This is a genomic window from Roseateles oligotrophus, assembly GCF_025717515.1.
In the GTDB taxonomy this organism is placed as follows: Bacteria; Pseudomonadota; Gammaproteobacteria; order Burkholderiales; family Burkholderiaceae_C; genus Paucibacter_A; species Paucibacter_A oligotrophus.
In genome coordinates, this window is the sequence record NZ_JAJIRN010000007.1 from 266,998 (window position 1) to 288,449 (window position 21,452).

General features: G+C 63.5%; 20 protein-coding genes. 12 read left to right on the top strand and 8 right to left on the bottom strand.

Annotated features, from left to right (window positions below; genetic code table 11):
- Positions 1-25 precede the first annotated feature (25 nt).
- From can to LNV07_RS16795, 5 genes are read left to right on the top strand one after another with little or no spacing between them, the layout of a single operon-like run.
- Positions 26-706 (top strand): carbonate dehydratase, encoded by a 681-nt coding sequence (gene can / locus LNV07_RS16775; RefSeq protein ID WP_263572309.1) that lies wholly within the window; start codon positions 26-28, stop codon positions 704-706.
- A gap of 20 nt (positions 707-726) precedes the next feature.
- A complete protein-coding gene (aceK, locus tag LNV07_RS16780; RefSeq protein WP_263572310.1) occupies positions 727-2,568 on the top strand; it encodes a bifunctional isocitrate dehydrogenase kinase/phosphatase in 1,842 nt (613 codons plus the stop codon).
- A gap of 16 nt (positions 2,569-2,584) precedes the next feature.
- The gene (locus LNV07_RS16785) at positions 2,585-3,763 is read left to right on the top strand and encodes an acetyl-CoA C-acyltransferase (RefSeq protein WP_263572311.1); all 1,179 of its coding nucleotides are present in this window, start codon (positions 2,585-2,587) and stop codon (positions 3,761-3,763) included.
- Between the two features lie 43 nt (positions 3,764-3,806).
- A complete protein-coding gene (locus LNV07_RS16790) occupies positions 3,807-4,475 on the top strand; it encodes an SDR family oxidoreductase (protein ID WP_263572312.1) in 669 nt (222 codons plus the stop codon).
- Positions 4,476-4,488: 13 nt separating this feature from the next.
- The gene (locus LNV07_RS16795) at positions 4,489-5,619 is read left to right on the top strand and encodes an acyl-CoA dehydrogenase family protein (protein WP_263572313.1); all 1,131 of its coding nucleotides are present in this window, start codon (positions 4,489-4,491) and stop codon (positions 5,617-5,619) included.
- Between the two features lie 3 nt (positions 5,620-5,622).
- On the opposite strand, the gene LNV07_RS16800 is transcribed toward LNV07_RS16795, so the two are convergent.
- Positions 5,623-6,396, bottom strand: coding sequence for a substrate-binding periplasmic protein (locus LNV07_RS16800; RefSeq protein ID WP_263572314.1), 774 nt, complete (start codon positions 6,394-6,396; stop codon positions 5,623-5,625).
- A gap of 318 nt (positions 6,397-6,714) precedes the next feature.
- Between LNV07_RS16800 and LNV07_RS16805 the strand changes: the two genes are divergently transcribed.
- On the top strand, positions 6,715-7,590 hold the full coding sequence (locus LNV07_RS16805) for a COG1361 family protein (RefSeq protein WP_263572315.1): 876 nt from the start codon (positions 6,715-6,717) through the stop codon (positions 7,588-7,590).
- 66 nt (positions 7,591-7,656) lie between these two features.
- On the opposite strand, the gene LNV07_RS16810 is transcribed toward LNV07_RS16805, so the two are convergent.
- Positions 7,657-11,235, bottom strand: a complete 3,579-nt coding sequence (locus tag LNV07_RS16810; RefSeq protein WP_263572316.1) for an indolepyruvate ferredoxin oxidoreductase family protein — start codon at positions 11,233-11,235, stop codon at positions 7,657-7,659.
- Positions 11,236-11,352: 117 nt separating this feature from the next.
- On the opposite strand from LNV07_RS16810, the gene LNV07_RS16815 reads away from it, so the two are divergent.
- Complete coding sequence (locus LNV07_RS16815) at positions 11,353-11,826, top strand: Lrp/AsnC family transcriptional regulator (RefSeq protein ID WP_263572317.1); 474 nt, start codon at positions 11,353-11,355, stop codon at positions 11,824-11,826.
- Here the strand turns inward: LNV07_RS16815 and LNV07_RS16820 are convergent.
- The gene (locus LNV07_RS16820; RefSeq protein ID WP_263572318.1) at positions 11,823-12,800 is read right to left on the bottom strand and encodes a GlxA family transcriptional regulator; all 978 of its coding nucleotides are present in this window, start codon (positions 12,798-12,800) and stop codon (positions 11,823-11,825) included. The two genes, LNV07_RS16815 and LNV07_RS16820, sit on opposite strands and share 4 nt — an antisense overlap.
- 124 nt (positions 12,801-12,924) lie before the next feature.
- Here LNV07_RS16820 and LNV07_RS16825 point away from each other — a divergent pair, with 124 nt between their 5' ends.
- Together LNV07_RS16825 and LNV07_RS16830 are read left to right on the top strand one after the other, a co-directional pair.
- A complete protein-coding gene (locus tag LNV07_RS16825; RefSeq protein WP_263572319.1) occupies positions 12,925-13,701 on the top strand; it encodes an MBL fold metallo-hydrolase in 777 nt (258 codons plus the stop codon).
- Between the two features lie 33 nt (positions 13,702-13,734).
- Positions 13,735-14,223, top strand: a complete 489-nt coding sequence (locus tag LNV07_RS16830; protein ID WP_263572320.1) for an Lrp/AsnC family transcriptional regulator — start codon at positions 13,735-13,737, stop codon at positions 14,221-14,223.
- Here LNV07_RS16830 and LNV07_RS16835 read toward each other — a convergent pair.
- Entirely contained in the window at positions 14,183-14,710 is a 528-nt protein-coding gene (locus tag LNV07_RS16835; RefSeq protein ID WP_263572321.1) for a GNAT family N-acetyltransferase, read from the bottom strand. The genes LNV07_RS16830 and LNV07_RS16835 overlap by 41 nt on opposite strands.
- Positions 14,707-15,975: an MFS transporter gene (locus tag LNV07_RS16840; RefSeq protein ID WP_263572322.1), complete on the bottom strand. Its 1,269-nt coding sequence runs from the start codon at positions 15,973-15,975 to the stop codon at positions 14,707-14,709. Before LNV07_RS16840 ends, LNV07_RS16835 begins: the two co-directional genes overlap by 4 nt.
- A 139-nt stretch (positions 15,976-16,114) precedes the next feature.
- On the opposite strand from LNV07_RS16840, the gene LNV07_RS16845 reads away from it, so the two are divergent.
- Both LNV07_RS16845 and LNV07_RS16850 read left to right on the top strand, forming a co-directional pair.
- On the top strand, positions 16,115-17,368 hold the full coding sequence (locus tag LNV07_RS16845; protein WP_263572323.1) for a citrate synthase family protein: 1,254 nt from the start codon (positions 16,115-16,117) through the stop codon (positions 17,366-17,368).
- Positions 17,369-17,463: 95 nt separating this feature from the next.
- Complete coding sequence (locus tag LNV07_RS16850) at positions 17,464-18,387, top strand: SMP-30/gluconolactonase/LRE family protein (RefSeq protein ID WP_263572324.1); 924 nt, start codon at positions 17,464-17,466, stop codon at positions 18,385-18,387.
- A gap of 14 nt (positions 18,388-18,401) precedes the next feature.
- On the opposite strand, the gene LNV07_RS16855 is transcribed toward LNV07_RS16850, so the two are convergent.
- The 3 genes from LNV07_RS16855 to pdxR all read right to left on the bottom strand — a co-directional run bounded on the left by LNV07_RS16855 (position 18,402) and on the right by pdxR (position 20,881).
- Positions 18,402-18,791, bottom strand: a complete 390-nt coding sequence (locus LNV07_RS16855; RefSeq protein ID WP_263572325.1) for a rhodanese-like domain-containing protein — start codon at positions 18,789-18,791, stop codon at positions 18,402-18,404.
- A gap of 198 nt (positions 18,792-18,989) precedes the next feature.
- Positions 18,990-19,388 carry a nuclear transport factor 2 family protein gene (locus tag LNV07_RS16860; RefSeq protein WP_263572326.1) on the bottom strand — a complete coding sequence of 133 codons (399 nt, stop codon included), beginning with the start codon at positions 19,386-19,388 and terminating at the stop codon, positions 18,990-18,992.
- Between the two features lie 29 nt (positions 19,389-19,417).
- Positions 19,418-20,881 (bottom strand): MocR-like pyridoxine biosynthesis transcription factor PdxR, encoded by a 1,464-nt coding sequence (gene pdxR / locus LNV07_RS16865; RefSeq protein ID WP_263572327.1) that lies wholly within the window; start codon positions 20,879-20,881, stop codon positions 19,418-19,420.
- A gap of 91 nt (positions 20,882-20,972) precedes the next feature.
- On the opposite strand from pdxR, the gene LNV07_RS16870 reads away from it, so the two are divergent.
- Positions 20,973-21,452 carry a rhodanese-like domain-containing protein gene (locus LNV07_RS16870; RefSeq protein ID WP_263572328.1) on the top strand — a complete coding sequence of 160 codons (480 nt, stop codon included), beginning with the start codon at positions 20,973-20,975 and terminating at the stop codon, positions 21,450-21,452.

The window sequence follows — 21,452 nt, forward strand, 5'->3', positions numbered from 1 at the left end:
CATCTCGCTCCGCGACAATGCGCTCATGACAACCGAACTCAAAGAGCTGCTCGACAGCAATAAGCAATGGGCCGCCGACACCGAGACGCGTGAACCGGGATTTTTCTCGCGCCTGTTGAAGCAGCAGACACCGCAATACCTGTGGATTGGCTGCGCCGACAGCCGGGTGCCGGCCAATGAGCTGGTCAATCTACTGCCGGGCGAGCTGTTCGTGCATCGCAATGTCGCCAATGTGGTCGTGCATTCGGATCTGAACTGCTTGTCGGTGATGCAGTTCGCCGTCGATGCGCTGAAGGTCAAGCATGTGATCGTGGTCGGCCATTCCGGCTGTGGCGGCGTCAAGGCGGCCTTGAATGACACCCGCACCGGCCTGGCCGATAACTGGCTGCGTCATGTGCAGGATGTGCGCAATCATCACCAGGAATGGCTGGACGGCTTGGCCCCGGCGCAGCGCGTCGACGCCTTGTGCGAGCTCAATGTGCTGGAGCAGGCACGCAATGCCTGCCAGACCACGGTGGTTCAAGACGCCTGGGCGCGCGGGCAGGAGATCGTCGTGCATGGCTGGGTCTACGGTTTGCACAACGGCTTGCTGGAGGATCTGCGCATCACGGCGGCCTCGGCCGAGCAGGTCGGTCCGGCGTTTGCACGCGCCTTGAGCGCGGTCAAGCTGCGCTATGACGGGCAGCGGCTACAGTCGGCCGACTGATCAAACACCGAGGCCTGCCCATGTTCCCGCAAAAGCTGACCGACTCCCGAGCGTTCGAGATTGCGCAGGCGATGTTGGGTGGCTTCAATCGGCATTACGGCTTGTTCCGCGCCACCTCGGCCGCCGCCAAGGGGCGCTTCGAGCGCGCCGATTGGCATGGCCAGCAGCGCGCCCAGCGCGAGCGGATCGAGTTCTACGATGCGCGGGTCGATGAAGCGATCACCATGCTGGAGCAGCGCTTCCAGACGAGTAGCCTGCCGATGGATGTGTGGCAGCAGGTCAAGCTGCATTACATCGGTTTGTTGATCGATCATCATCAGCCCGAGCTGGCCGAGACCTTCTTCAATTCGGTCTGCACGCGCGTGCTGCACCACGGCTATTTCCACAACGACTTCATCTTTGTGCGGCCCGCCGTCTCGACCGAATACATCGAGAACGAGGAGCCCGCCGCCAAGCCGACCTACCGGGCCTATTACCCCACGCGCGAAAACCTGCAGGAGACGATGCGCCGTGTCGTCACCAACTTCCAGCTCGAGCTGGAATTCGAGGACCTGGGCCGCGATGTTGAATGGGTGTTGGCGGCCGTGCGCAAAGAGATGGGCGACTTCCGCTGGCGCACCAATTTTCAGATCCAGGTCTTGTCCAGCCTGTTCTATCGCAACAAGGGCGCCTATCTGGTCGGCAAGTTCATCAACGGCTTTACCGAGACGCCGTTCGCGCTGCCCATCCTGCATCGGGAGCCGCGCGCCAAGGGACAAGAGGCATTGCTTTACATCGACGCGATGCTGTTCGGCGAAGACGATTTGCTGATGTTGTTCAGCTTCGCGCGCGCCTATTTCATGGTCGATATGGAAGTGCCCAGCGCCTATGTGCAGTTTCTGCGCTCGATGATGCCGCGCAAGCCGCGCGCCGAAATCTACAGCGCGATCGGTCTGCAAAAGCACGGCAAGAACCTGTTCTACCGCGACTTCCTCTATCACCTGCGCCATTCCTCCGACAAATTCCGCATCGCGCCCGGCATCAAAGGCATGGTGATGCTGGTGTTCGACCTGCCGTCCTACCCCTTCGTCTTCAAGCTGATCAAGGACTTTTTCCCGGCCCAAAAGGAAACCACCCGCGAGCTGATCCAGAGCAAGTATTTGCTGGTCAAGCAGCATGACCGGGTCGGCCGCATGGCAGATACGCTCGAATACAGTAACGTCGCATTTCCTCGCCATCGCTTCGAGGATGAATTGGTGGCCGAGTTGAAGCATTTTTGCCCCAGCCTGCTGGAGATCAAGGGCGACGATCTGGTCTTGAAGCATGTCTATATCGAGCGCCGCATGGTGCCGCTCAATATCTATCTGCAGGAAGCCACGCCGCCGCAGATGGAGCATGCGGTGATCGAATACGGCAATGCGATCAAGGATCTGGTCGCGGCCAATATCTTCCCCGGCGATATGTTGTGGAAGAACTTTGGCGTCACCCGCCACGGCAAGGTCGTGTTCTACGACTACGACGAGATCGAGTACATGACCGATTGCAACTTCCGCCATGTGCCGCAGCCGCGCAATGAGGAAGAAGAAATGTCGGGCGAGATCTGGTACCGCGTCGGCCCGCGCGATGTCTTCCCCGAGACCTTCGGCCCCTTCTTGCTCGGCCACCCCGGCGTGCGCGAGCTGTTTATGCGCCACCATGCCGATTTGCTCAATGCCGATTATTGGCAGGAGCACAAACTGCGCATACAGGCCGGCCATGTGCACGATGTTTTCCCTTATGACCCGCACAAGCGTTTTGCCTACGCGGCGTCAAAAACCGCCCATCCCCATGTTGATGGGGCCGCGCTGATTGCGGCCAGCCATCACGATCTTCCCGTCCAATAACCTTTAGGAGCACACCATGTCTGATTCCATCGTCATCGTTTCCGCCGCCCGCACCCCCATCGGCGGTTTGCTGGGTGATTTCGCCGGGCTGCAAGCCTGGGAGTTGGCGGCCGTGGCCATCAAAGCGGCGGTCGAGCGCGCCGGTGTGCCGGGCGACGCGATTCAAGAAGCCTTCATCGGCAACTGCCTGATGGCCGGTCAAGGCCAGGCGCCGGCCCGCCAAGCGGTGTTGAAGGCCGGCCTGCCGCAATCGGTCGGCGCGGTCACCTTGAGCAAGATGTGCGGCGCCGGCATGCGTGCCACCATGTTCGCGCATGACACGCTGAAGGCCGAGAGCGCCGACATCCTGATCGCCGGCGGCATGGAGTCGATGACCAATGCGCCGCACCTGATGTTCGCCCGCAAGGGCGTCAAGTACGGCTCCGCGCAGATGTTCGACCATATGGCGCTGGACGGCCTGGAAGACGCCTACCAGCGCGGCAAGGCGATGGGCGTGTTTGCCGAACAATGCGTGGCCAAGTACGGCTTCACGCGTGAGGCGCAAGACGCCTTCGCGATTGCCTCGACCGAGCGCGCCAAGCGTGCCAACGAAGACGGCAGCTTCGCCTGGGAGATGGCTCCGGTCACGGTCAGCGGCCGTGGCGGCGACACCGTCTTCAGCCGTGACGAGCAGCCCTTCAAGGCCAAGCTGGACAAGATCGCCGGCCTCAAGCCCGCCTTCGTCAAGGACGGCACTATCACTGCCGCCACCTCGTCGAGCATCTCCGACGGCGCCGCCGCGATGGTCTTGATGCGCGAGAGTCATGCCGCCAAGCTGGGTCTGACGCCGGTCGCCCGCATCGTCGGCCAGGCGGTGCACGCGAACGCGCCGGAGTGGTTCACCACCGCCCCGGTCGGCGCGATTCAAAAGTTGCTGGCCAAGAACGGCTGGGACGCCAAGAGCGTCGATCTGTGGGAAGTCAACGAAGCCTTCGCGGCCGTCACGATGGCGGCGATGGCCGAGTTCAAGCTGCCGCATGAAATCGTCAACGTTAACGGCGGCGCGGTCGCCTTGGGCCACCCGATCGGCGCCTCCGGCGCGCGCATTCTGGTGACGCTGATCGGCGCCTTGAAGCACCGTGGCCTGAAGCGCGGCGTGGCCGCTCTTTGCATAGGCGGTGGCGAGGCAACGGCCATGGGCGTGGAGCTCCTGTGAAGCTCCGCGCTGGCCGTCGAGCCATGGGCGTCGAGCTGATCTGATGGGGCAAACGCTGATCATCGGTGCCTCACGCGGCATCGGCCTGGAGTTTGTGCGCCAATGCCGCGCCGCCGGTGATCAGGTCGTCGCCACCGCGCGCAGCGAGGCCGGCCTGGCCTTATTGCAGGCCGAGGGCGCCACGGCGCTCAAACTCGACGTTGCCAGCACAGCCGGCGCTTCCGGCCTGGCCTGGCAGATCGACGGCCATCAGTTTGATCTGATCGTGATCAATGCGGGGGTCTTCGGCCCTCGAACCAGCGGCCTGCAAACCCCGACCGAGGCCGACTTCGACCTCGTCATGCACACCAATGTCCTGGGTGCGATGCGCGTCATCCCGCAACTGACCGACGCCTTGGCGCCGGGCGCGCGGCTGGCCCTGATCTCGTCGACGATGGCCTCGATAGGCGGGCGTGACAACAACAGCGGATGGCTTTACCGCGCCTCCAAAGCGGCACTCAATTCGGTGCTGAAGGACACGGCGACGGCGCTGCGCGAGCGGGCCATCTGCATCAGCCTGAGCCCCGGCTGGGTGCGCACCGATATGGGCGGCGAGGACGCCGAGATCGACGTGCAGACCAGCGTTGCCGGCATGTTGCGGTTGTTGGCCGGGCTGACCCCGGCAGACAACGCATGTTTTTTCGACTACAACGGTCAACCCCTACCCTGGTGAGAACAGAACCATCATGATGCTTTCCGAAGACCATCTCGCCGTGCAAGACGCGGTGCGCGCCTATGTGCAGGCCGAAATTGCCCCCAAGGCCGCGCAGTGGGACAAGACCCACCATTTCCCCGCTGCCGAGTTGCAGGGTTTGGCCGAGCTGGGCTGCTACGGCGTGGCCGTGCCGACCGAGTATGACGGCGCCGGCCTTGACTACCTGGCGCTGAGCATCATCCTGGAAGAAATCGCCGCCGGTGACGGCGCGACCTCGACCGTGGTCAGTGTGAATAACTGCCCCTGTTGTTCGATCCTGATGGGCTTCGGCAACGAGGATCAAAAGCAGCGCTTCCTGAAGCCGCTGGCACGCGGCGACATGCTCGGCGCTTTTTGCCTGACCGAGCCGCATGTTGGCTCGGAGGCCGGTGGCTTGCGCACCGCCGCCGTGCTGGACGGCGGCGAGTATGTGCTGAACGGCGTCAAGCAATTCATCACCAGCGGCAAGAACGGCGATGTCGCCATCGTGATGGCCGTCACCGACAAGGCCGCCGGCAAAAAAGGCATCAGCGCTTTCCTGGTGCCGACCAACACGCCCGGCTACGAGGTCGACCGGGTCGAAGACAAGATGGGCCAGCATGCCAGCGACACGGCGCAGATCCGTTTCGAGAACTGCCGCGTTCCCGTCGCCAACCGTCTGGGCGAAGAAGGCCAGGGCCTCAAGATCGCATTGGCCGGGTTGGAGGGCGGCCGCATCGGCATCGCCTCGCAGGCGGTCGGTATGGCGCGGGCCGCGTTCGAGGCGGCGCTGAGTTATGCCAAGCAGCGCGAATCCTTCGGCCAGCCCATCTTCAATCACCAGGCGATCAACTTCAAGCTGGCCGATATGGCGACGCAGATCGAAGCCGCAAGGCAATTGATCCATCATGCCGCCAGCCTCAAAGACGCTGGCAAGCCCTGCTTGAAAGAAGCGGCGATGGCCAAGCTCTTCGCCACCGAGATGGCCGAGCGCGTCTGCTCCGACGCGATCCAGGTGCATGGCGGTTACGGTTATGTCAGCGACTTCCCCGTCGAGCGCATCTACCGCGATGTGCGGGTCTGCCAGATCTATGAAGGCACGTCCGAGGTGCAGAAGATCCTGATTGGGCGTGCGCTGGCCTGAGTTTCAGTCATCCAGCTTGGCGGCTTGCAGAATTTTGCGCAGACTGCCATCGGCCTTCATGCCGAGCAAGCCTTTGTCGAAGGCCGCCAGCAGCTCGCGAGCTTGGGCCTGCGTTTTGGCAAAGGCCAGGTGGGTGTCTTTGCGCTCCAATCCCGGCGACAGCCATTCCACGCTGGCCTTCAGTTCGGGTTCACGCTCCAGTCCGGCCAGCCCGGCATCTTTGGCGCCGAAGGCCAGGTCAATACGACCACGCGCGAGCTTCAGCAGATTTTTTTGCAAGGAGCCTGCCGGATCAAAGCGCAGGTCTTTTGAGGTCAATAGCGGAGGCAAATAGCTACCACGCTCGACGCCAATCACGAGCTCGGTCAGTTGTGCCGCGTCTTTGTATTCATGTTTGCTGCCGCGCCGCGCGAAAAAGCCCAGCTCCTGCTGAATCAGCGGCTGGCTGAAATCAAAAATCAGCTCACGTTCGGCGTTACGCCAGATGCCCAGAATGCCGCAGCGTCCTTCGCTGCCATCCTTCAAGACCCTTGCCCAAGGCATGAACTCGACCTTGAGCTCATAGCCTGAGCGATGCATCGCCTCGACGGCAATCTGTATGACCGGGCCACCTTGCGGCAGCGCAGGGCTGTTATAGGGCTGGAAGTCGCCGACGCAGATGGCCACAGTTTGCGCGGCCCCGGCGGCAGCGGAACACAGGGCGAGCGAAAGCCCCATCAACAGCGCTCGCAACAGGGCGGGGCAAGCAAGACCTAAGGGTTTCAGATGCAGCAGCATGGTGGTTTGGCTGAATCCTGCGCCCCAGCGACGCAAGATTCACGCAGCATAAATCCTGCTGCGCCGAGGCGGGGCCAAATATTGCGCGGCAGGCGCGGCGCTTCGGTGACGAAGTCTGCTCGGCTTGGGTCCGACCTGCCCGGTCGCTGTACAAAACCTACACAGACAGGCGAAGCTGGCTTTTTTAGAATTGCGTCACTTCAACAGATGCACCCAGATCTGGCCGCACCAGACCGGGTTGCAGCCCGAAAATTCTTCAAAGGATAGATTATGTTTTTGCCAGCCGCTCCCACCGTTCAGCCTTCGCGTATCCGGCCCATGCTGCTGATGATCGCGCTTTCGGCTGCGGCCTTGCTCAGCGCCTGCGGCGGCGGTGGAGGTGGTGGCGGCAGTGAGGTCACGCCGCCACCACCGCCCGCCGATGGCCCCGATTTGCTGCTGCTCGTGACGCCTGCCGGCAACCCGGTGCCGTCCGGCGTCGCGCAGACCATGGCCACGGTCAAGCTGAGCAATGTCGGCAAGGGTGCGGCGACCACGACCGACGTCAATATCAATGCCGATGCCATCTTGCAGGACCTCAAAGTGGTCAATTGCAAGTCGGACAACCCGGCCTCGGCCTGCCCGGCCACCGGCTCGCGCATGACGGTCAGCAATCTGCTACCAGGCGCCTCGCTCACCTTCGAGGTGACGGGCATGGTCAAACTCGGCACGAGCAGCACGGTTAATGTGGAGGCTTCGGCCAGCACGGGCAGTGGCACGCAGCTGTCCAGCAGCAAGATGTCGGTTGGTTTCAAGGCCTACAGCGTTGACGTCGGCGTGCAAGCCACCGGCCCGACCAGCGCTGTACCAGAGGGTAGCAGCTTTGACTATGTGGTGACGGTCAGCAACAAGGGGCCGGATATCGCCAAAGACACGAGCTTGGGGCTGGCCTTGTTGAGCAATCCTGTCCCGAATGCACCGACGCTGGGCAGCATCAGTTGCAGCGCGACGGGTGCCGCAGTTTGCCCGACCGAGCTGAAAATTGGTGTGATGACCCTGCCCAGCCTGCCCAAGGACGGCACGCTGGTGTTCACCTTGCCCTATCGTTTTGCGCCCGGTGTCACGGCCGGCCTGGTATTCAATGCCGGTGTGCGGGCCACAGGGGATGTCGATGCCAGCAATGACAGCGCCTTGATCCTTACGCCTTCAAACTAAGACCCAAAGCACCAAGAGGGCAGACCGCAAGGCCTGCCCTTTTTTGCTTTGTGGGCGGGCGCTGCCTCACAGCTCCGCCACGCTCTTGATACGCTGCTGCGGCATCGCCATCACCTGCTCGGTGAATGCTGCTGCCCGGCCGTGGAATAGATCCAGCAAGGCCTGCTGCTTGGCACGTACGGTCACGACGTTGGCATGTTTGACATGGCCGTAGCCGCGGATCTGCTCGGGCAGGCGGGCCAGTTGCACGGCCAGTTCCAGCTTGTCGGCGCTCAAGCCCGTCAGCAACTCATTGACGAGCTGCTCATAGTCGGCAATCAAGCGGCGCTCCATTCGGCGCTCATCGGTCTTGCCAAAAATATCCAGCGCGCCGCCGCGCAAACCCTTGAGCTTGGCCAGCAGCTTGAAGGCCTTGAAGGTCCAGCTGCCCAACTCGATTTTCTTGGCCCGGCCATCGGCGCCGGGCTTGGAAATCAAGGGCGGGGCGAGGTGGAAGGACAGCGATTCCCAGTTGTCGAACTGCGCCTTCATCGCCGCCTCAAACGTGCCGTCGGTATACAGACGCGCGACTTCGTATTCGTCCTTGATCGCCAGCAGCTTGGCGTAATAGCGCGCCACCGCTTTGCTCAAGCGCTCGGTCTTGCCGGCCTCGCCCAAGGCGGCCTCGGCTTGGCGGACCTTGCTCACCAGGGCCAGATAGCGCTGCGCATAGGCGCTGTCCTGGTAGGCCGTCAGGTGGCTGGCACGGCGAGCGAGCAGGCCGTCTTCACCGTCAAGCCGGTCGAAATTGACAACTTGAATGACTTGGCCCAACTTGCCGGCCAGGCGGCGCAAGGCCTCCGGATTGGCGATCGCCAGACGACCCAACGCAAACGCGGTCTTGTTGCCTTCGACCGCCACGCCGTTCAGCTCCATCGCGCGGATCAGCGACGCTTCGCTCAGCGGCACCAGGCCGCGCTGCCAGCAGGCCCCGAGCATGACGATATTGGCCGGCATGGTGTCGCCCATCAGCTCTTGAGCGATGGCTTGTGCATCGATCGTGCTCATCAGTTCTGCTTTGCCGCCGACCGCATGGCTCATCTTGGCCAGCAGCGACTCGCCTTGCAGGCTGGCGTCCGGGTTGCGCACAAAGGCTGCGGTCGGCAACTCATGCGTGTTGGCCAGAATCACCGTACGGCCAGGCTTGACGGTGCCCAAAGCATCGGGCGAGGCGCCGACCACCATATCGCAGGCCAGCAGGACATCGGCCTGTTGCGTATCGATGCGCACCTGATTCAGCAGGTCTTGCGTCGGCGCCACGCGGACAAAGCTCAAGACCGAGCCGCCTTTTTGCGCAAAACCCATGAAGTCCAGCACCGAGGCTTGCTTGTGCTCCAGATGCGCGGCCATGCTGATCAGCGCGCCGACGGTGACGACGCCGGTGCCGCCGACGCCGGTCACGAGCAAGTCAAACGGACCGGTCCAGGCCCAAGGGGCGGGCGCGTTAATGGACGCGATTTCGCGCGCCAGATCGACTGGCGTGAAGCCGGCACCGGCGCGCTTTTTCAGCTGCGCACCATGGACGGACACAAAGCTCGGGCAAAAGCCGTTGATGCAGGAAAAATCCTTGTTGCAGCTGCTCTGCTCGATCTGGCGCTTGCGGCCGAAGTCGGTTTCCACAGGCACGACAGACAGGCAGTTGGACGCCTGGCCGCAGTCACCGCAGCCCTCGCAAACCGCCTGGTTGATGAAGATGCGCTTGGGCGGATCGACCATTTCTTTCTTCTTCCTGCGGCGGCGCTTTTCGGCCGCGCAGGTTTGGTCGTAAATCAGAATCGTCACGCCTTCAATCTCGCGCAGCTCGCGCTGCACCGCGTCGAGTTCGCTGCGGTCGTGAAAGGTCGTGCCGGCCGGGAACAGGCCGTGATGACCGTCGTACTTGCCAATCTCATCGGACACCACGACCAGGCGCTTGACGCCCTCGGCCTCGACTTGGCGAGCGATCTGCGGCACGCTGGTCTGACCGTCTACCGGCTGACCGCCGGTCATCGCGACGGCGTCGTTGTAGAGAATCTTGTAGGTGATATTGGTCTTGGCAGCGATCGCCTGGCGGATCGCCAGATAGCCGGAGTGGTAATAGGTGCCGTCGCCCAGATTTTGGAACACATGCTTTTCGGTCGTGAAGCGGCTGTGCGCCGCCCAGTCCACGCCCTCGGCGCCCATTTGAATCAGGCCCGAGGTGCCGCGCTCCATCCAGCTGGCCATGAAGTGGCAGCCGATGCCGGCCAAGGCGCGCGAGCCTTCGGGCAGCTTGGTCGAGGTGTTGTGCGGGCAGCCGGAGCAGAAATAAGGCTGGCGGCGCACGCCGTCGGCCGCATTGGACAAGAGGCAGGGGGTCATAAAGTCCACCACCAGATGACGGCGATCTAATGCCGGATTCAAGCGGGCCAGCCAATCGGCGACGGTGGCCATGATGCGCGAGGGCCGCAACTCGCCCAAGGCGCTCAGCACCGCCGCACCATGCTCGTCGGTCTTGCCGATCACATGCGGGCGCTGCGCGTCGGGCAGGTGGTAGAGCAGCTCCTTGATCTGGCGCTCGACGACGGGTGCTTTCTCCTCGATCACCAGCATATCGGTCAGGCCTTGGGCGAACTCGCTCATGCGGGTGGCCTCCAGCGGGAACACCAGGCCGACCTTGTAGACGCGCACACCGGCGGCGGCCAGCGCGTTCGGGTCCAGGTCCAGACGGCGCAAGACCTCCATGAAGTCGTAATGCGCTTTGCCGACGGTGACGATGCCTAGCGTGGCGGCGGGGCTGCTGACGATGTGCTTGTCGATGCTGTTGAGCTTGGCAAAGGCCTTGACGGCGTTCAGCTTGTGCTCAAGCCTTGTCTCCAGCTCCAGCGAGGGCAGATCGACCGCGCGGATATGCAGGTCTACCGGCGGCACATGGTCTACCGGCAGCTCGAAGTCCAGCGGCACGCCGTCCAGATCGACCGTCATGCCGCTTTCCACCACTTCCGAGATCGCCTTGAAGCCGACCCAGGTCGAGGAGAAGCGGCTCAGCGCCCAGCCGTAAAGCCCGAACTCCAGATATTCGGCCACATTGCCCGGGTGGACGATGGGCATATGCCAGGCTTGCAGCGCCAGGTCGCTCTGGTGCGGGGTGCTGGACGACACACAACCATGGTCATCGCCGCAGACCACCAGCACGCCGCCTAACTTCGAGGTGCCGTAGACATTGCCATGCTTGAGCGCGTCGCCGCTGCGGTCCACGCCGGGGCCCTTGCCGTACCACATCGCGAACACGCCGTCCGCCGTGCGCTTGGGGTCCAAAGCGACGCGCTGCACGCCCAGGCAAGCGGTGGCGGCGAGGTCTTCGTTGATGGCGGGCAGGAAGTTGACTCGTGAACCGTCGAGGAACTTCTTGGCCTTCCAGAGCTGCTGGTCGACCATGCCCAGCGGGCTGCCCCGGTAGCCGGAGACGAAGCCAGCGGTGTGCAGGCCTTTGCTCTCGTCCTGTGCTTTTTGCGCCAGCAGCAGGCGCACCAGCGCTTGGGTGCCGGTCAGAAAAACGGCGCCGCTGCTGGCGGCGAGGTTGTCCGAAAGCTTGTAATCGCGCAAGGTTGGCGATCCATCTTGGGTGGTGCTTGTGATCTCAGACATGGGCAATCCTGGCGGCAATGGGCTGGCGAGATTTTTCATCAAGAGCACAAGTGTTTGTTGCTCTCATTGCTGCTGTCAAGCCTGTAAATGAGAGAATTCGACTCAAAGGAGCGGCAAATGGAGAGTGAACGTTTCGATAGGGCGAGCCGGGAGATTCTTGCGGCTTTGCAGGACGACTGCCGGCAAAGCACGCAGGCGCTGGCCGACAAGGTCGGCTTGTCGGCCACGCCCGTCTGGCGGCGCATCAAGGAGCTGGAAGACAGCGGCGTGATCCGCCGCCATGTGGCGCTGGTGGACCGCGAAAAGCTGGGGCTGAATATCTGCGTGCTCGCTAACGTCAGCCTGGTGCGGCATAGCGAAGGGGCGGTCGAGCAGTTCGAGCGCTTGGTGCTGGCCAGCCGCGAGATCATCGAATGCCACGGCATCACCGGCGAGGCCGATTACGTGATCAAGGTCGTGGTGCCCGATATGAAAGCCTATGACCTGTTCCTGCAGGGCCAGATCTTCAAGGTGCCGGGCGTGGCCAGCGTGCGCAGCAATGTGGTGCTGCGCGAGGTCAAATACGAGACGGCGCTGCCGGTGAACGGCTAAAGTGTTCGGCGCCGGTACTTGGCCGGCGTCTCGCCGACGCGCAGGCTGAACAGGCGCGCGAAGCTGGCTGCATCGCTGTAGCCAACCGCTTCAATGATGCGGGCAAGGGACAAGTCGCTGCCGCTCAGCAACTGCTTGGCCTTGACCACGCGCGCGTCTTGCAGCAGCGTCAGCGGGGACTTGCCGGTCTCGGCCTTGACCCGGCGCATCAGGGTGCGGCCGCTGATGTGAAAGGCCTGGGCGACCCGCTCCAGATCGTAGGTCTCGGCCAGGCGGGCTTCGAACCATTGCTGCAAGCCCTGCGAGAACGTGGGCAACTGCGGCGCCAGCAGGCCATGGTCGACATAAGGCGACTGGCTCGCTCGTTGCGCCGGCAGCAGCGCGGCGCGGGCGGTGGCGGAGGCGACCGCCGCGCCCAGATGGCGCTTGATCAGGTGAAGGCTCAAATCGAAGGCCGAGCTGACCGCTGCCGTCGTCGTGACCGCGCCGTCTTCGAGCAAGATCGCGTCGGCATTGACTTGCGCCGCCGGATAGCGGGCGGCCAGGTCGGCCGCGAACAGCCAGGCGGTGGTCACGCGCCGGCCGTTCAAAAGACCCGCCTCACCGAGCAAAAACGCCCCCACGCAGACCGAGGCCACCGGCGTGCCGACGGCAAAGGTTTTGCGGATGAAGGCCAACTCCCGGCCCAAGGGCGCCAGCTTGGCCGACCAGTCTTGCTGGCGGCGGGTTTCCATCCCCGGCACGATCAGCAAGTCGACGCGGCCTTGCAGGCGCGGCGCCTGCAGCGCCAAACCGCCGGCGACCTTGACCGAGCGGCCCGCCAGCGCGATCACCTGCAGCTCGAAGCGCAAGCGCCTCGTCTGCCCCAGACTTGCGTCGATATCGGCGGCAATGCCCAGCACATCGCTGATGGCGAACACCTGAGCGGCCATGCAGCCCGGATAGGCCAGGATGGCGATGCGAAAAGTCTTCATGCTTGCCCCGTCTTGCGCTAGCCAGCGGATTTGGCGATATCGGCAATTTAACAGTCAATATCGACATCGCGGCCGCAAAGGAGATTGGCGACAATTTGCTCGCCCGCAGCCAGAAAGCCCCGCCATGAGCACAAGTCAAATCGTTCGAATTTCCGTCCTGCCCTTCGGCCTGATCAATTGCCATCTGATCATCGGCGAGCAGGGTTGCGTGTTGGTCGACACCGGCCTGCCGGGTTCCGAAGCCAAGATAGCGCGCGTGTTGAAAAAGCATGGCCGCAGTTTCAAGGACATCAAGCTGATCGTCATCACCCATGCCCATGTCGACCATGCCGGCAGCGCCGCCAGGCTGCGCGAGTTGTCGGGTGCGCCCATCCTCGCTCATGCCGGCGATCTCGATTACTACGAGCAGCGTAAGCAGATGACCTTCTGCGAGACCGGTTGGTTTGGCCGTCTATTCATGCGCACCGGCCTGATTCTGCAGCCCTACCAGGCCTTCACGCCGGACATCTTGCTGCAAGACGGCAGCAGCGTCGATTTGAGCGCTTATGGCGTCAACGGCGTGGCGCGGCACACGCCCGGCCACACCGCCGGATCGGTTTCTCTGCAACTGGCGAGCGGTGACGCCCTAGTCGGCGACCTGATTGCTTCGGGCATCTTGCTGGGCGGGCTGCTGCGCACCGAGCACGCGATCCGGCCGCCGTTCGAGGATGATCCGCAGACCGTTGCCGTCGAGCTGCAGGGTTTGGTGGACGGCGGCATGCAGCGCTTTTACATGGGCCATGGCGGCCCGCTGATAGCCGCCGAGGTGAGGCGGCATGCGGTTTCGCTGCGCGGACTCAAGCCTGGCCGCCGCTATGGCCTGCGCCCCACTTGCGCCTGCCCGGATGCGCATGGTGGCTGAGCGATCGGCAGCCGATCGCCGATACTTGAGCCCATGGCCGAACTGGATAAATTTGACCGCCGTATCCTCGCCTTGCTGCAGATGGACGCGCGCATCAGCTCGGAGCTGATTGCCGCCGAGGTCGGGCTGTCGGCGACCGCCGTGCAGCGCCGCATCAAGAAGCTGCGCGAAGACGGGGTGATCCTGGCGCAGGTGGTGGTGCTGGAGCCGCGCGCCCTCGGGCGCGGCGTGACGGCGCTGGTCGAAGTGACCTTGGCCGAGGCCAGCCGCGAGGCGGTGATCGACGGTTTCAAGCGCCGCATGGCCGAGCAGGCCGAGGTGCAGCAATGCTATTACGTGGCCGGCGAGAGCGACTTCGTGCTGATCGTGACGGCCGTCGATATGGCCGATTACGAGTTGTTGACGCGGCGCCTGTTTTTCGACGACAGCAATATCAAGAAGTTCCGCTCGACCTTTGTGCTGGAGGCGAGCAAACGCAGCCTCAGTCTGCCGGTCGATCCAATCGACATCGATAGGCGATGAGGGGCGAGTCGCCGCGCTGCAAGGCTGCGGACGCGGCCGGATCCAGGCGCTCAAAACCGCATTTCTGTAATACCCGAGCCGAGGCCGGATTGGCCGGGCTGACCACGGCGTCTAGGCGCTGCAACCCCAATTGCCGCTGCGCCAAGGCCTTCATTTGACGGACCGCAGCGGTCGCCAGACCGGCGCCGACCCGGTCTTGGTCAAGCCGGTAGCCCAGTTCGGCCACACCGGTTTGCAGGTCCATGTCCTTCAAATTGATCCGCCCAATGATCAACCCGGTCTCGTCCAACAGCAGGCCGGGGAAGCCGCGCCCTTGGGCATGAGCCGCCAGCAGTTCGGCGATATGTTGCAGGACGCCGGCTTGGCTGTAGAAGGCCTCACCGCGCGGCGCAACATGCTGCTCGAACCAGCCACGGTTGCGGGTTTCAAAGTCCAGCAGCGCCGGGCAATCGGCCAGCGTCAGCAGGCGTATCGTGATTGTTTTCATGGTGATGTTTTCAATTGAAATTGGCCGAAAAAATTTCGAGCTGTTCTGTCCGCCGATGCGCTTACCGCAGCCGCGCAGAGCAGCAATAAGGTGCTGGCGGCGAGCCAGGCCGGAGTGACACCCCAACGGTCCGCTGCCAAGCCCCAGGCCAAGCTCCCCAGCGTTTGGCCTGCAGCCAATATCAGCATGTAGCTGCCCAAGCCGCTGGCCCGTGCATCGGGATGCAAGCGCGCCTGAAGCAGGCTGTTCAAGGTGGTGATCAAGGTGGCCATTGCCATGCCGCCCAAGGCGATGAGGAGGTGGGCGCCCAGCGCCGATACATGCGGCAGCAGCGTCAGCAGGCCCGCAAAACCGGCAAGTGCTGCGCTCAGCAGGCGAGCAGGGCCAAACCGGGCACGCAGCGGCGGCAATATGAAGGCCGACAAGACGGCTCCCAGACCCAGCATCGCCAACAGGCCTGCAAATACAGTGGCGTCCAGGCGCAGATGCTTGCTTGCATAGGCTGGCAACAGCGCGACCAAGCCGATCGTGCCAAAAAAGATGCAGCCGACCAGACCCAGTAGTCGTTTGAACCCGGACTGCAATGGCGCAGCTTGGCCGCCGGCGCGCCAAGTTCGTGCACGCCTTGCGGCTTTCGAGGCCGGCTCGCCAAGCGTGCCGGTCCGGCTCCAGCGTCGATACAGCGTCAGCAGTCCCAAGAAGGACAAGGCATTGACGGCCAGTACCGCCGAGGCGCCCAAGCCATGGAGCAGCGCAGCGCCCAGCGCCGGCCCTAGCAAGGCGGCCGAATTGAAGCTCATATTGTTCAGCGAAGCGGCGGCCGGCAATTGCTCGGCGGGCAACAAGCTGGCCACGCTGGTTTGCCAGGCCGGCCATAGCAAGGCCGCGCCACTGCCCATCAAGAAAGTCAGCAGCAAGACCGTGGTCTCGCCGGGCTTGCCTTGCAATGCCGCGAGTGCCACGGCCGCAGCGCTCAGGGCCATGACCGTATTGATCCAGAACTGCAATCGGGCCCGCTCAATGCGCTCGGCCAAAGACCCGGCCAGCAAGGCAAAGATCAACATCGGTGCGCTGCCGGCGGTTTGCAGCAAGGCTGCGCTAAGCGGAGTTTTGGACTTGGCCATGATCAAGCAAAGCAGGGCGTAGCTTTGCATCGCGTTGCCCAGGTTGGAGGCGAAGTTGGCCAGGCACAATTGACGAAATTCGGGGTGCCGCAGCGGTGACAGCATGCCGATCGGTGCAGGATGAGGATGGCTTGTTTGCATCGAGAATGGTGGCCAACCTGGCCCGACGAGGGGCTCGGCCTTGAAGGGGAGCTGATCTTGGTCGGCAGTCTATGAATGGCCCCATTGGCGCGTCAATCTTGATTCCGGCAATCGATACGAATAAAGCTCAAGCGGGATGATGAAAAGCGATATTTCAGCGACCGAGGCGGCGGCTATTCTTGGCGTTAGCTTGGCGACCTTGTACAGCTATGTCAGCCGTGGCTTCTTGCAGTCCAGCGAGGCAGATGGGGCTTCGCGCAGCAAGCGCTACTCGCGCGAGGCGGTGCTGCATCTGGCGGCCCGCAAGGCCGACGGCAAGCGCGGCGGGCACCGCGTGGCCGCCGCCATGCACTGGGGTGTGCCGGTCCTGGAGACTCGCATCTCGGGCATCAACGATGGCCAGCTGCATTACCGTGGCCACAAGGCGGTGAGCTTGGCGCAAGCGGCCAGCCTGGAGCAGGTGGCGGCGCTGCTTTGGGGGCCGAGCGAGCAGGAGGACCCCTTTGAGCTGGCCCTGCCGGCATTCCAGACGCCGCAAGCGGACGGCCGCTATTGGCGCGTGTCTGTAGCGGGGCTCGATCCTTTGCGCCGGGCTCAGGCCTATCTGCCCTTGCTGGCTCAGCAAAACCCGAGTCAGCAAAGCCCGCAGACCCTGCAGAGCGCAGGCTTGCCGGTGGACGAACAGTTTCGTCGCAGCGGTGCGCAGCTGATGCGCTTGCTGGCTGCCTTGTTGCTGAATACCGAGCCGTCAAGCCAGCCTTTGCATCGGCAGCTGGCGCAGGCCTGGGGGCTGACAGGTCGTGGCGCCGACCTCATCCGCGCCGCGCTGGTGTTGCTGGCCGACCATGAGTTGAATGCCTCCACCTTCAGCGTGCGTTGCGTGGCTTCGACCGACGCGGAGCTGCCGCTGGTCTTGAGCGCGGGCTTGGCGGCATTGGCCGGGCCGGCGCATGGCGGCGGCTGCGCGCTGGCGCGAGAAATCATCACAGCGGCGCTGTCTGGCGACGCTGTGCAGGCTGGTTTGGAGGGCGCCGGTTTCGGCCATCCGCTCTACCCGGCGGGTGACCCCCGCGCCCAATACTTGCTGGCAAGACTGGCGCAGCGGGATCAAGAAGCAACAGCCGCGTCGACGGACGCACTGCGCTGGGCAAGGGTGGCCGAAGTGACGCAAGCCCTGGGGCAGGGGGCAGGCCTGACCCCGAATGCCGACGCAGCCTTGGCCGCCATCGAGTTGGCCTTGGCCTTGCCTCCAGGGAGTGGCTTGGTGATGTTTGCCCTGGGGCGTTCGGCGGGATGGATTGCGCACGCGATCGAACAGCGCAACGAGGGCCAAATGATCAGGCCGCGAGCTCGTTACCTTGGACCTCAACTGAGTGAGACAGCCGCCAGCTAGTGCAGTGTCGCTGGGCCTCAAAACTTGCCGCTTTGCTGCGATTTTGGCCCTCGATTCGCAGAAACTCCGCAGCGCCCCGGGCCGACAATTTCGGCATGACGACCTCACACCCTATCCCCACCCCAAGCCCCTTCGAAATTCTTGACCCCCGCTTCGAGGACTGCGTGCGCAGCAGCGCCCAGATCGAACAGCTCTACACCGGCTGCCGCTGGGCCGAAGGGCCGGCCTACTTCCCGGCGCTGCGCTCGCTGGTCTGGAGCGACATCCCGAATGAACGCATGTTGCGCTTTGACGAATGCACCGGACAGGTCGGCGTATTCAGGCAACCGAGCGGCTATAGCAATGGCAATACCGTTGACCGCGAGGGCCGCTTGATCAGCTGCGAGCATGGCGGCCGGCGGGTCGTGCGCACCGAACATGACGGCCGCATCACCGTGCTGGCCGACCGCTATCAGGGCCGGCGCCTGAACAGTCCCAACGACGTGGTTGTCAAGTCCGACGGCACGATCTGGTTCACCGATCCGAACTACGGCATCACGTCCAACTACGAAGGCATCAAGGCCGAGCAGGAGCAGCCCGGCTGCTACGTCTACCGCCTCGATCCGCTAACTGGCGATCTGCGCGTGGTGGTGGATGACTTCAAGGGCCCCAACGGCCTGGCGTTTTCACCCGATGAGCGAACGCTCTACATCGTTGACACCGAGCAGGACTGCGGCACCATGCGTCGCTTTGCGGTGGGCGACGATGGTGTGAGCTTGAGCGGCGGTGAAATCTTCATCACCTGCGAGACCGGTTTTTACGACGGCTTTCGCTGCGATGACGAAGGGCGAATCTGGACCAGCGCCGGCCGTGCCATCCATTGCCATTTGCCGGACGGCACGCTGATTGGCCGCATCAAGATGCCCGAGCGTGTCTCTAATCTCGTCTTCGGCGGCCCCAAGCGCAATCGCCTGTTCATCTGCGCGACGACTTCGCTTTATGCGGTCTTGCTGGCGGCCGATGGGGCCAAGACCTTCTGACCCGAACTACGCCATCAATGCTCGATGGCCTTGCCCATTTTTTTGCCCAGGGCAAGAGCCGCGCCGCCGTTGCGCACATTCTTGTAACCCATGCGCTGCAGCAGACCCAAGGCCTGCTCGGCGCGGCCGCCCGAGGAGCAGTACAGCACGATGGGCGCGTCATGGTCGGGCGCCATCTGCGCGACCAAATGGCTCATTTGCGGCAGTGGCAGGCAATGCGCATCGGGCAGGTGGCCGGCCATGTATTCGGCGTAAGAGCGCACGTCAATCAGCAGCGCGTCTTCGGGCAACGGTGCCTCCTGCGGCGCTCGCTGGGCGTGCCGGTGCTCGTGGTCGTGTTGATGAAGGTTTTCCAGCACGGCCATTTGTGCGTCAATCGGCAGATAAAAAGATGCCCAGGTCATGATGGTTTTCTCCTAATGCGCAGCGTCGACGGGTTCCGAGGCGGCAAGCGGGTGTGACGCCAGGGCGCCCGTTTTACGTCGGCTTCGAACCAGGCTTTGTTTTACATCAAGCGCCCAGGCTTGGCGAGCGGAAACTCGGTGGGCTCGCAGTTTTCAGGCCCGCGCGTGAAATGTTGTCGCTTCTTGGTGGCCAAAAATTTAGCCCTTGCTCGCCATCAGTTGCAGCATTTCGGCCATTTTCTGCTGCAGCAGATTGATCGCCTTGAGCGGTCTGATCATGACCTTGAAGTCGCAGATGCGGCCGGTCTCGTCCCACCGAATGATGTCCACCCCATTGATCTCTATCCCGTCCACCTCGGCGATGAATTCCAGCATCGCATCGCGCGGGCCCACGATCTCGCGCAGATAGCGGAACTTGCCCGGCTTGAGCAGCACCTGCAGCGCGCCGGCCAGGTACATGCCCGTCAAGGCCTTGCCCTGCTGCGGCTTGTGCACCACCGGCGAATGGAACACGACATCGTCGGCCAGCAGCTCGCCCAAGGCCTGAGCGTCGGCGCTGTCGACGATGTGATGCCAAAGCTTCAAGGTGTCCAACATATGAGTTCCTCTGTGTACGGGTGTTGATGCTATATCTTTGCCAACTGCGCCACGGCAGATTGGATCTCCATCGGCGTCAAGGCGGCATAACCGAGCAACCAGCCGTCATGGCCTCCGCCAGCGGCCTTGTCTCGGTAAAGCGCGCTGAGGCTGGGTGTGGCGACGCCGAGGGCGGTGGCGGCGCGGCTGAAGCGAGCCTCTTCGCCGCCCGGCAGCAGCGCGGCAATTTGCAATCCGCCCGGGCTGGCTTGCGGGCGCAGCCAGGCGCTCAAATGCGTTTGAGCCTGCTCCAGCAACAGATCGCGGCGCTGACGGTAGAGTTGGCGCATCAGCCTGAGATGGGCAGCGAAATGGCCTTGGCTGATGAAGTCTGCGGTCACCGCTTGCGCCAATTGCGAGCTATGGCCATCGCCGATGCTGCGCGCGCTGCTGAGGGGTTTGACCAGGTTCGTCGGCAAGACCATATAGGCCAGCCGCAGCGAGGGGAACAGCGCTTTGGAGAAGGTGCCGAGGTAGATCACCCGGCCATGCTCATCCAGCCCTTGCATGGCGGGCATGGGCCGACCTTCGTAGTGGAATTCGCTGTCGTAGTCGTCCTCGATGATCCAGGCCTGTTCGCGCTCGGCCAGGGCCAGCAACTGCAGGCGGCGCGCCAGGCTCAGGGCGACGCCGCTCGGGTATTGGTGCGAGGGCGTCAGATAGATGGCCCGCGGCGCCGGCCGGTCTAGCGGCTCAATGCACATGCCTTGGTCGTCCACGGGAATGGGCACGACAGCGGCGCCGGCCGCCGCAAAGGCGGTCGCCGCGCCGCGGTAGCCGGGGTCTTCCATCCAGACCGGCTCGCCTTCGTCCAGCAGCATGCTGGCCAACAGTTGCAAGGCCTGCTGGGAGCTGGTCAGCACCATCACTTGCTCGGGCTCGCAGCGCAAGCCGCGCGACTGGCGCAAATAGCCGGCGATGGCCAGCCGCAATTCCTCCAGCCCCTGCGGGTCGCCATAGCCGAGCAAGGCCAACGAATCGGGCCGGCGGCCGCTCAAGCGTTTGGCCAGCAAGCTGCGCCACAGCGCGACGGGGAAGGCCCGCAGATCGGGGCTGCCGGCGGCGAAGGCCAGCGGGCGACGCGGGTCATCGCAGCCGCCACCGGCGCTGATGCGTTGGCCTCTTGCCGACAAGCGCGGGCGCAGATCCGCCGGCTGCAAAGGCGTCTGTTTGCTGGGCTTGAGCGGGCCGGCTGCGATGGCCACAAAGCTGCCTTGACCGACCTTGCGGCGCAGATAGCCCTCGGCCTCCAGTTGCACATAAGCGGCCTCGACGGTCACTCTTGACAGCCCAAGGTCGGTGGCCAGGACGCGGCTGGCCGGCAAGCGCTCGTCCAGGCTCAGCTCGCCCCGGCGCATCGCATCCCGCAGGCCGGCGCAGAGCTGTTCGCGCCGCCCGAGGCCATGGCCGGCCTGGCGCTCAAACAGTTGCAGCCAAAGCCGGGGTTTGTTCATTGGTCTTATATGAGTCTTGAAATTGGACTCAATCTTAAGGCCGAAAACTCGGACACTGACTCACCTTCTTCAAAGCCCCAAGGAACTTCCCATGAGCGAGATCTGCAATATCGGCAATAGCGCCACATCCGTCCTCTTGGCCTATCCGGCACCGACGCCGGCCCAGAGCGCCGACTTCTTTCTGGCTAAGCTGCACTATCACGCCGACGCCTGGGATGTGGCCGAAGACCTGCGTGCCCGCGTGGCCGACATCGTCGTTATCGACACCCGCTCCGAAGCCTTGTACGCCGCCGGCCATGTGCCGGGTGCCATCGGCATCCCGCATCGGCTGATGGACGAGGCCAGCACCGCGCAGCTGGATCGCTCCAAGACCTACGTTACCTATTGCGACGGCATCGGCTGCAATGGCTCGACCAAGGGCGCCTACAAGCTGGCGCGGCTGGGCTTCAAGGTCAAGGAAATGCTTGGCGGTCTGGACTTCTGGATCCGCGACGGCTGGCCCGTGGCGACCGGCGCGGAGGTCGGCGAGATGCCAGCCGAGGGGCAGGCAATCGAATGCGGCTGCGCCTGA